Annotated in this window: 8 protein-coding genes and 1 pseudogene; 7 read left to right on the top strand and 2 right to left on the bottom strand. The window is 43.1% G+C overall.

Going from position 1 to position 7,297, the window contains the following annotated elements:
* Positions 1-202: 202 nt before the first annotated feature.
* On the bottom strand, positions 203-760 hold the full coding sequence (gmhB, locus tag DK415_RS09355; protein WP_109433402.1) for a D-glycero-beta-D-manno-heptose 1,7-bisphosphate 7-phosphatase: 558 nt from the start codon (positions 758-760) through the stop codon (positions 203-205).
* Between the two features lie 195 nt (positions 761-955).
* On the opposite strand from gmhB, the gene metN reads away from it, so the two are divergent.
* The 5 genes from metN to trmL all read left to right on the top strand — a co-directional run bounded on the left by metN (position 956) and on the right by trmL (position 4,712).
* Positions 956-1,993, top strand: coding sequence for a methionine ABC transporter ATP-binding protein MetN (metN, locus tag DK415_RS09350; protein ID WP_109433401.1), 1,038 nt, complete (start codon positions 956-958; stop codon positions 1,991-1,993).
* Positions 1,983-2,660 (top strand): methionine ABC transporter permease, encoded by a 678-nt coding sequence (locus DK415_RS09345; RefSeq protein WP_109433400.1) that lies wholly within the window; start codon positions 1,983-1,985, stop codon positions 2,658-2,660. The genes metN and DK415_RS09345 overlap by 11 nt, the downstream gene beginning before the upstream one ends.
* 34 nt (positions 2,661-2,694) lie before the next feature.
* Complete coding sequence (locus DK415_RS09340) at positions 2,695-3,519, top strand: MetQ/NlpA family lipoprotein (protein ID WP_109433399.1); 825 nt, start codon at positions 2,695-2,697, stop codon at positions 3,517-3,519.
* 103 nt (positions 3,520-3,622) lie between these two features.
* On the top strand, positions 3,623-4,120 hold the full coding sequence (locus DK415_RS09335) for a YbhB/YbcL family Raf kinase inhibitor-like protein (protein WP_109433398.1): 498 nt from the start codon (positions 3,623-3,625) through the stop codon (positions 4,118-4,120).
* Positions 4,121-4,235: 115 nt separating this feature from the next.
* Positions 4,236-4,712: a tRNA (uridine(34)/cytosine(34)/5-carboxymethylaminomethyluridine(34)-2'-O)-methyltransferase TrmL gene (trmL, locus tag DK415_RS09330; RefSeq protein ID WP_109433397.1), complete on the top strand. Its 477-nt coding sequence runs from the start codon at positions 4,236-4,238 to the stop codon at positions 4,710-4,712.
* A gap of 71 nt (positions 4,713-4,783) precedes the next feature.
* Here trmL and DK415_RS09325 read toward each other — a convergent pair whose 3' ends face one another.
* The gene (locus DK415_RS09325; RefSeq protein WP_109433396.1) at positions 4,784-5,659 is read right to left on the bottom strand and encodes a VirK/YbjX family protein; all 876 of its coding nucleotides are present in this window, start codon (positions 5,657-5,659) and stop codon (positions 4,784-4,786) included.
* A gap of 143 nt (positions 5,660-5,802) precedes the next feature.
* On the opposite strand from DK415_RS09325, the gene yihA reads away from it, so the two are divergent.
* Both yihA and DK415_RS09315 read left to right on the top strand, forming a co-directional pair.
* On the top strand, positions 5,803-6,417 hold the full coding sequence (yihA, locus tag DK415_RS09320; RefSeq protein WP_109433395.1) for a ribosome biogenesis GTP-binding protein YihA/YsxC: 615 nt from the start codon (positions 5,803-5,805) through the stop codon (positions 6,415-6,417).
* A 114-nt stretch (positions 6,418-6,531) separates the two neighbouring features.
* Positions 6,532-7,224: pseudogene (locus DK415_RS09315) on the top strand (magnesium chelatase domain-containing protein); the annotation flags it as partial.
* Between the last annotated feature and the right edge of the window lie 73 nt (positions 7,225-7,297).

Raw genomic sequence — 7,297 nt, 5'->3', positions numbered from 1 at the left:
TCAATTTTAAAATCTTTAATGATAAAAACGAATCTTCAAGTGCCCACACAGTTTGTCTGATTGATTGTTAAAGAACAAAAAACGACGCGCGGTTTTATGCTTTACAACGGCGCGTCGTTGTGGGGGCGTATTATAGGCATTTATCATGACCTTGCAACCCCTTTTTGCGTTTTTTTGCAAAATATTTTTAATTGATTATTTTTTAGATCTTTTGTCTAGAAATCAACCTTGGCAGATCCGCTATGGAATCTAATACATAGTCTGCCGCACTTTCCCCCTCAGGCGTAATCTCCTTGCCGGTTCGCACTAAGATATTTGTGTTAATCTTTGCCCCTTTCCCCGCAAGTAGATCATCAACTTTGTCACCGATCATAATCGATCTTGACGGTTCAATTTTCAGTTCTTCAATCGCCTGCAATAACATCCCCGACTTCGGCTTACGGCAATCACAATCCTGTTTAAACTCCGCAAGTTTTGCCTCCGGATGATGAGGGCAGTAATAGATGCCATCCAAATCAACACCACGATCAGCCAACGACCAATCCATCCACTCCGTCAACTGCAAAAACTGTTCCTCGGTAAAAAGACCTCGTGCAATTCCAGATTGATTTGTCACCAGAACCAACAAATAGCCCATTTCTTTGAGTTTTTTTAGCGCCTCAATACTTCCCTCAATAAAATGAAAATGATCAATGTCGTGCACATAACCGTAATCAATATTCAACGTACCGTCTCGATCTAAAAAAACCGCTTTTTTCATCTTTGTTATCCTGTCTATCTATGTATAGCTGTCGATTATCTTCTTTATTTCCATCTCGTGCAAACCTTCTGCCGTTTTGTTCTATAGAGGAACAAATAATTATAAGAATGTCGCGGATAAATATTGACATAGCATTCTAGACGTCTAGAATACAAAAATTCTTTTCGATAAAAATTAAACAGCAAAAGGGCTTATATGATTAAGCTAGAGAATGTCAGCAAAATTTTTGACGTTTCAGGTAAAAAACTGACCGCACTTGATAACGTTTCTTTAGATATTCCGAAAGGGCATATCTGTGGCGTTATCGGCGCATCCGGTGCAGGCAAAAGCACCCTGATTCGTTGCGTCAACCTATTGGAAAAAACCACTGTGGGTTCTGTCATTATTGACGGCAAAGATCTCACTCAACTTAGCGATGCGGAACTTGTATTAGAACGCCGTAATATCGGCATGATTTTCCAGCATTTCAATTTATTGAGCTCCCGCACCGTCTTCGGTAATGTCGCGCTGCCTTTAGAGTTAGAAGGCACACCAAAAGAAAAAATCGAAGCGAAAGTCAACGAATTGCTTTCTTTGGTAGGCTTAAGCGATAAAAAAAATGTGTATCCGTCTAATTTATCCGGCGGTCAAAAGCAACGCGTCGCCATTGCACGTGCACTAGCAAGCAATCCAAAAGTGTTATTGTGCGACGAAGCCACCAGTGCGCTTGATCCGGCAACCACACATTCCATCTTAAAATTATTAAAAGAAATCAACCGCACTTTAGGGATCACGATTCTCTTAATTACCCACGAAATGGATGTCGTGAAGCGGATTTGCGATTTGGTGGCCATTATTGACCATGGCAAACTGATAGAACAAGGCTCGGTAAGCGACATCTTCTCCAATCCGAAAACTGAACTGGCACAACAATTTATTCGTTCGACCTTTAGTGTCAATTTGCCGGATGAATATTTAGATAACCTGTTGCAAACGCCGAAGCATGCCAAGTCTTACCCGATTATCAAATTCGAGTTTACCGGACGCTCCGTGGATGCCCCATTGTTATCCCAGGCCTCCAAAAAATTCGGCGTAGAATTAAGCATTTTAACCTCCCAAATTGAATATGCCGGTGGCGTGAAATTTGGTTTCACCGTAGCAGAAGTGGAAGGTGATGAAGATGCTATTACACAAACAAAAATCTATTTAATGGAAAATAACGTACGCGTTGAGGTATTAGGCTATGTGGAATGATTTTTTAACGCAACTTACACCTCAAATGTGGCAAGCGGTGTGGGTTTCCACCTATGAAACCGTGTATATCAGCTTTGCATCCACCCTGTTAGCTGTGCTCATCGGTTTACCTTTTGGTGTGGTGACGTTCCTCACCGGCAAAGGCGAAATTCTTCAAAACGCACGGTTAAATCTCATTTTGAACATTGTGATTAACATTGGACGCTCCATTCCATTCATTATTTTGTTAATCATTTTGTTACCGTTTACCCGTTTCATCTTGAATACAACGCTTGGTACAACAGCGGCAATTATCCCGTTAAGCATTTGCGCAATGCCGTTTGTGGCACGTTTGACTGCCAATGCCTTAGTAGAAGTGCCAAAAGGCTTAACGGAAGCCGCAAAAGCCATGGGTGCGACAAACTGGCAAATCATCCGTAAATTCTATTTACCGGAAGCGCTACCAACCTTAATTAACGGTATTACACTCACTTTAGTTACCTTAGTGGGTTATTCCGCGATGGCGGGTATTGTCGGCGGCGGCGGTTTAGGTAGCCTCGCCATTAACTACGGTGAATACCGCAACATGGTGTACGTTAAATGGGTCGCCACAATTATTATTGTCGTATTCGTCATGATTTCACAAAAACTTGGCGATGATTTAGCAAAACGCGTTGATCATCGTTAATTCACTTAGCATTAACATTAAAAGAGGATCTTTTATGAACTTAAAAAAATTACTCGGCGTAGCAACACTTGCCTCCGTATTTGCGTTAACAGCATGTAACGAAGAGAAAAAACCGGAAGCGACAGCAGAAGCTCCGGCAAAAATTAAAGTCGGCGTAATGGCTGGCCCTGAGCACGAAGTGGCTGAAATCGCTGCGAAAGTCGCGAAAGAAAAATATAACTTAGACGTAGAATACGTTTTATTTAACGACTATGCCTTACCAAATACAGCGGTTTCTAAAGGCGATTTAGATGCTAACGCTATGCAACACAAACCGTATTTAGACAAAGATTCCCAAGCGAAAGGCTTAAACAACCTTGTTATCGTGGGCAACACCTTTGTTTATCCGTTAGCGGGTTATTCCAAAAAAATCAAAAACGTAAATGAGTTACAAGATGGCGCGGTGGTTGCTGTACCAAACGACCCAAGTAACCTAGCACGTGCGTTAATCTTGTTAGAAAAACAAGGCTTAATTAAATTAAAAGATGCCACAAACTTGTTCTCTACTTCCATGGATATCATTGAAAATCCAAAACATTTACAAGTGAAAGAAGTGGATACCTCCGTTGCGGCACGCGCATTAGACGATGTGGATTTAGCGGTTGTGAATAACAACTATGCTGGTCAAGTAGGCTTAAATGCACAAGATCACGGTGTGTTCGTAGAAGATAAAGATTCTCCATATGTGAACATTATCGTGGCACGTACTGACAACAAAGACAGCAAAGCAGTGCAAGATTTCGTGAAAGCGTACCAAACTCCGGAAGTGGAGCAAGAAGCGAAAAAACACTTTAAAGACGGCGTAGTAAAAGGTTGGTAATTTGAAGCCCCTGTAAAAACACCGTAAAATGAGACCGCACTTTTAAGCCATAAAAAGCAAAGTGCGGTCTTTTTTTTACACGTTTTTTACGGAGGAAATCAAGATGAAAGTCACCAGTTCAGCCATTGAAAACGGGCATTACGCCGACAAATACGGCAAACGAGGCTCGCAGTTTAGCCCAAATGGCATGCCCACCTACTCCATTCCTTTTGAAATCACCGATGCGCCTGCCGGCACAAAATCCTTTGCTGTTGTACTAGAAGACAAAGACGCCATCAGTGCTGCCGGCTTTGTTTGGACGCACTGGCTCATTGCTGACTTGGAACGCACTTCCGTGCAAGAAAACGAAAGCCAAACAGCAACAGATTTCGTGCAAGGTGCAAACAGTTGGGCAAGCGCATTAGGCAAGTTTGACATCAAAGAAGCCTCTGCTTACGGCGGCATGGCACCACCGAACTCAAACCATCGCTATGAACTTTATGTCTATGCGTTAGATACCAAACTTAATCTTCCGCAAGGCTTCCGTTTCAACGAACTCCATTACGCCATGCAAGAGCATATTTTAGATCAAGCCTATTTAGTAGGTTGGTATAACGTTTAATGCATCGGTTTAAGAAAAATCCTCGTCACATTGACGAGGATTTTTTATGAGCGCTTTTAGACACCCTGTTTTGCGCCTATAATAAGCCGTTTATTTTCATTCAATCGAGAACATCATGTTAGATATTGTTTTATACGAACCGGAAATTCCACAAAACACCGGCAATATTATTCGTTTATGCGCCAATACCGGCTTTCGGTTACATTTAATCGAGCCACTGGGTTTTACCTGGGACGACAAAAAATTACGCCGCTCCGGCTTGGATTACCACGAATTTGCCGACATCAAAAAGCACAAAACTTTCGAGGCATTTTTACAAAGCGAGCAACCCAAGCGTTTGTTTGCTTTAACAACAAAAGGCACGCCTGCACATAGTGAAGTGCAATTTGAATTGGGCGACTATTTAATGTTCGGCCCGGAAACCCGCGGTATTCCAATGGACATTTTAAACAACATGCCGGTGGAACAAAAAATCCGTATTCCCATGACTGCCAACAGCCGCAGTATGAACCTCTCCAACTCGGTGGCCGTCACCGTGTATGAAGCTTGGCGCCAGCTGGGATATCAAGGTGCCATCAATTTAAACCGATAACAAAAAGCCCATCGTCTGATGGGCTTCTTTTTAAGTGCGGTCGTTTTTTCTCGCATTTTTACAAAAAATGTCTAGCGGACGTTTAATGCGGTTGCCATATTTTCCTGTAATTGTTCCAACATGGCATAGCGTTTACGGTACATAGAACGCTTATTGCTTGGAATATCGTCCATATTTTTGGTTTCAAAATGCAGCGGCAATTCCCAATAGTCTTTTAACGTGCCGGCAGATTCCGCGAAAATCGCATCATAGTCCACCACATAACGTTTGCTTTGCACGAAACGAGATTTGTTTTGATATTTATGCGGAATGCCCCACAAGGCAGAATAACCTAACACATTGGTCAAGGCTTTCATGGCTTCCACCATCAAATAAGCCGGACGCAAACCATGGCATTTCTTGGTCAGCAATTTAACCATTTCTTTTGAACCTTCAAAATTCGGCCCTTGAATCACCGCAATTAAAAGCGCCTGTTGCACTTTGCCGAAGGTCAATAAATAAACCAATTCTTGGCTTGGTGAATGAACCAGTTCTAGCGTCCAAAACCCTTCCATCGGCTGATAATCGGTGATGGTGAGCCGCATTTCAAAATCAGGAATCACTTCACCAAAAGAAATGGCTTGTTGCCACAATGGCGGCAACCCAAGTGCGGTCAATTTTTCCGGTAAAAATGTCAGGTTATCGCACATGGCGTCAAAACGTTGTTGCGTATTAAAGCGTTTATCCAAAAAACGATGTACCAACGGATAGCTAAAATTTGCCCGTTGATTAAGCAAATCAACAAGCCAAGGTTTTTGGTTTACGACGCTTTCGAATTTTTTCACTGCCTGCCGGTGCAACCAAGAACGCAAGCGATAACGGAAACGCTTCATACGGTAGGATTTCTGATTTCTATCCGGATATAACGCATGAGGATCCGGCCATTGATAAACATGTTGCTGTGTCATAATAAATTTATTTAGGTTCAAATAAGGAAAAAATCGGGGCACATTTTCGCATAATCCCACCTTTTTTGCATTTTTTTATCGTTTTTTTACGGCCGATAAAGTATCCTAGCCGGCAATTTATCACCTTGGATACAAAGAACATCATGTCAGAAATTAAACTGAATTATCACAAAACTCATTTTTTAACCAGTTCGCCGAACCTCAAAAGTCTGCCAGAAGACAGCGGCGTTGAAATCGCCTTTGCCGGTCGCTCTAATGCGGGGAAATCAACGGCATTGAATGCCTTAACGAATCAGAAAAACCTTGCTCGCACATCAAAAACCCCCGGGCGTACCCAACTCATCAATTTGTTTGAAGTGGAACCGCAATGCAAATTAGTGGATTTGCCGGGCTATGGCTATGCCGCCGTACCGGAACAAATGAAATTGCAATGGCAACAAGCCCTTGGCGAATATTTGCAAAAGCGTGAGTGTCTTGCAGGAATTGTGATTTTGATGGACATTCGTCATCCGCTCAAAGATTTAGACCAGCAAATGATTGAATGGGCAGTAGCTTCCGAATTACCGGTGTTATTACTGCTCACGAAAGCGGATAAACTGAGCCAAAGCGAACGCAGCAAACAAGTCAAAATGGTGCGTGAAGCCATTTTACCGTTCCAAGGTGACATTCAAGTGGAGGCTTTTTCTGCCTTGAAACGTACCGGGATTGATCGCTTAGCCGCCAAATTAGACGCCTGGTTTGCCCCGGTTTTCGCCTAAAAAAAGCCACTTCTGCGATCCTGATCGCAAAAAAGTGCGGTGTGAATTTCTTTCATTTCGCACTTTTTTTATGTTTGTCGCTCTGCCTTTTTCTTTTGCATGACGGAGCCCAACATGTCTTTAGCCATCGTTTACAGCCGCGCCTCCATGGGCGTTCAAGCACCACTGGTCACCATTGAAGTACATTTAAGCAACGGCAAACCGGGCTTTACGCTTGTCGGCTTGCCGGAAAAAACGGTAAAAGAAGCTCAAGACCGTGTCCGCAGTGCGTTGCTCAATGCCGAATTTCGCTACCCGGCTAAACGCATTACCGTCAACCTCGCCCCGGCAGACTTACCCAAAGAAGGCGGACGTTTTGATTTACCTATTGCCATCGGCATGCTGGCCGCCTCCGGCTATATTGATGCAGAAAAGTTAAAACAATTTGAATTTATCGGCGAACTTGCCCTGACCGGTCAACTGCGCGCGGTGCATGGTGTCATCCCTGCGATTCTGGCAGCGAAACAAGCCAAGCGAAAATGCATTATTGCGCAAGGGAATGCCAACGAAGCCTCTCTGGTTTCCGAGCAAGAAACCTATTACGCCAATTCCTTATTAGATGTGGTGCAATTTCTCAATCAGCAGGGCGAATTGCCTCTTGCAGGCGACATCAAAACCCAAAGTGCGGTGGATTTTTTCCCTGAAAATCCCAAAGATCTAACAGACATCATCGGGCAACAACATGCCAAGCGTGCTTTAATGATTGCCGCGGCAGGGCAGCATAATTTGTTATTTTTAGGCCCGCCCGGCACAGGAAAGACCATTGTTAAAAATACAAATTTCTGTCAAACGATACAAATAATTGTCGCCTTATAATCCAAATCATTTATAATCTACTTAC

The sequence above is a fragment of the Aggregatibacter segnis genome (assembly GCF_003130075.1).
In the GTDB taxonomy this organism is placed as follows: Bacteria; Pseudomonadota; Gammaproteobacteria; order Enterobacterales; family Pasteurellaceae; genus Aggregatibacter; species Aggregatibacter segnis_A.
This window is presented reverse-complemented; position numbering and strand designations above follow the sequence as displayed.

Coding starts and splice junctions, on each gene's coding strand:
- DK415_RS09340 (WP_109433399.1), top strand. CDS start 2,695: ATGAACTTAAAAAAATTACTCGGCGTAGCAACACTTGCCTCCGTATTT.
- trmL (WP_109433397.1), top strand. CDS start 4,236: ATGTTAGATATTGTTTTATACGAACCGGAAATTCCACAAAACACCGGC.
- yihA (WP_109433395.1), top strand. CDS start 5,803: ATGTCAGAAATTAAACTGAATTATCACAAAACTCATTTTTTAACCAGT.
- DK415_RS09335 (WP_109433398.1), top strand. CDS start 3,623: ATGAAAGTCACCAGTTCAGCCATTGAAAACGGGCATTACGCCGACAAA.
- DK415_RS09325 (WP_109433396.1), bottom strand. CDS start 5,659: ATGACACAGCAACATGTTTATCAATGGCCGGATCCTCATGCGTTATAT.
- gmhB (WP_109433402.1), bottom strand. CDS start 760: ATGAAAAAAGCGGTTTTTTTAGATCGAGACGGTACGTTGAATATTGAT.
- metN (WP_109433401.1), top strand. CDS start 956: ATGATTAAGCTAGAGAATGTCAGCAAAATTTTTGACGTTTCAGGTAAA.
- DK415_RS09345 (WP_109433400.1), top strand. CDS start 1,983: ATGTGGAATGATTTTTTAACGCAACTTACACCTCAAATGTGGCAAGCG.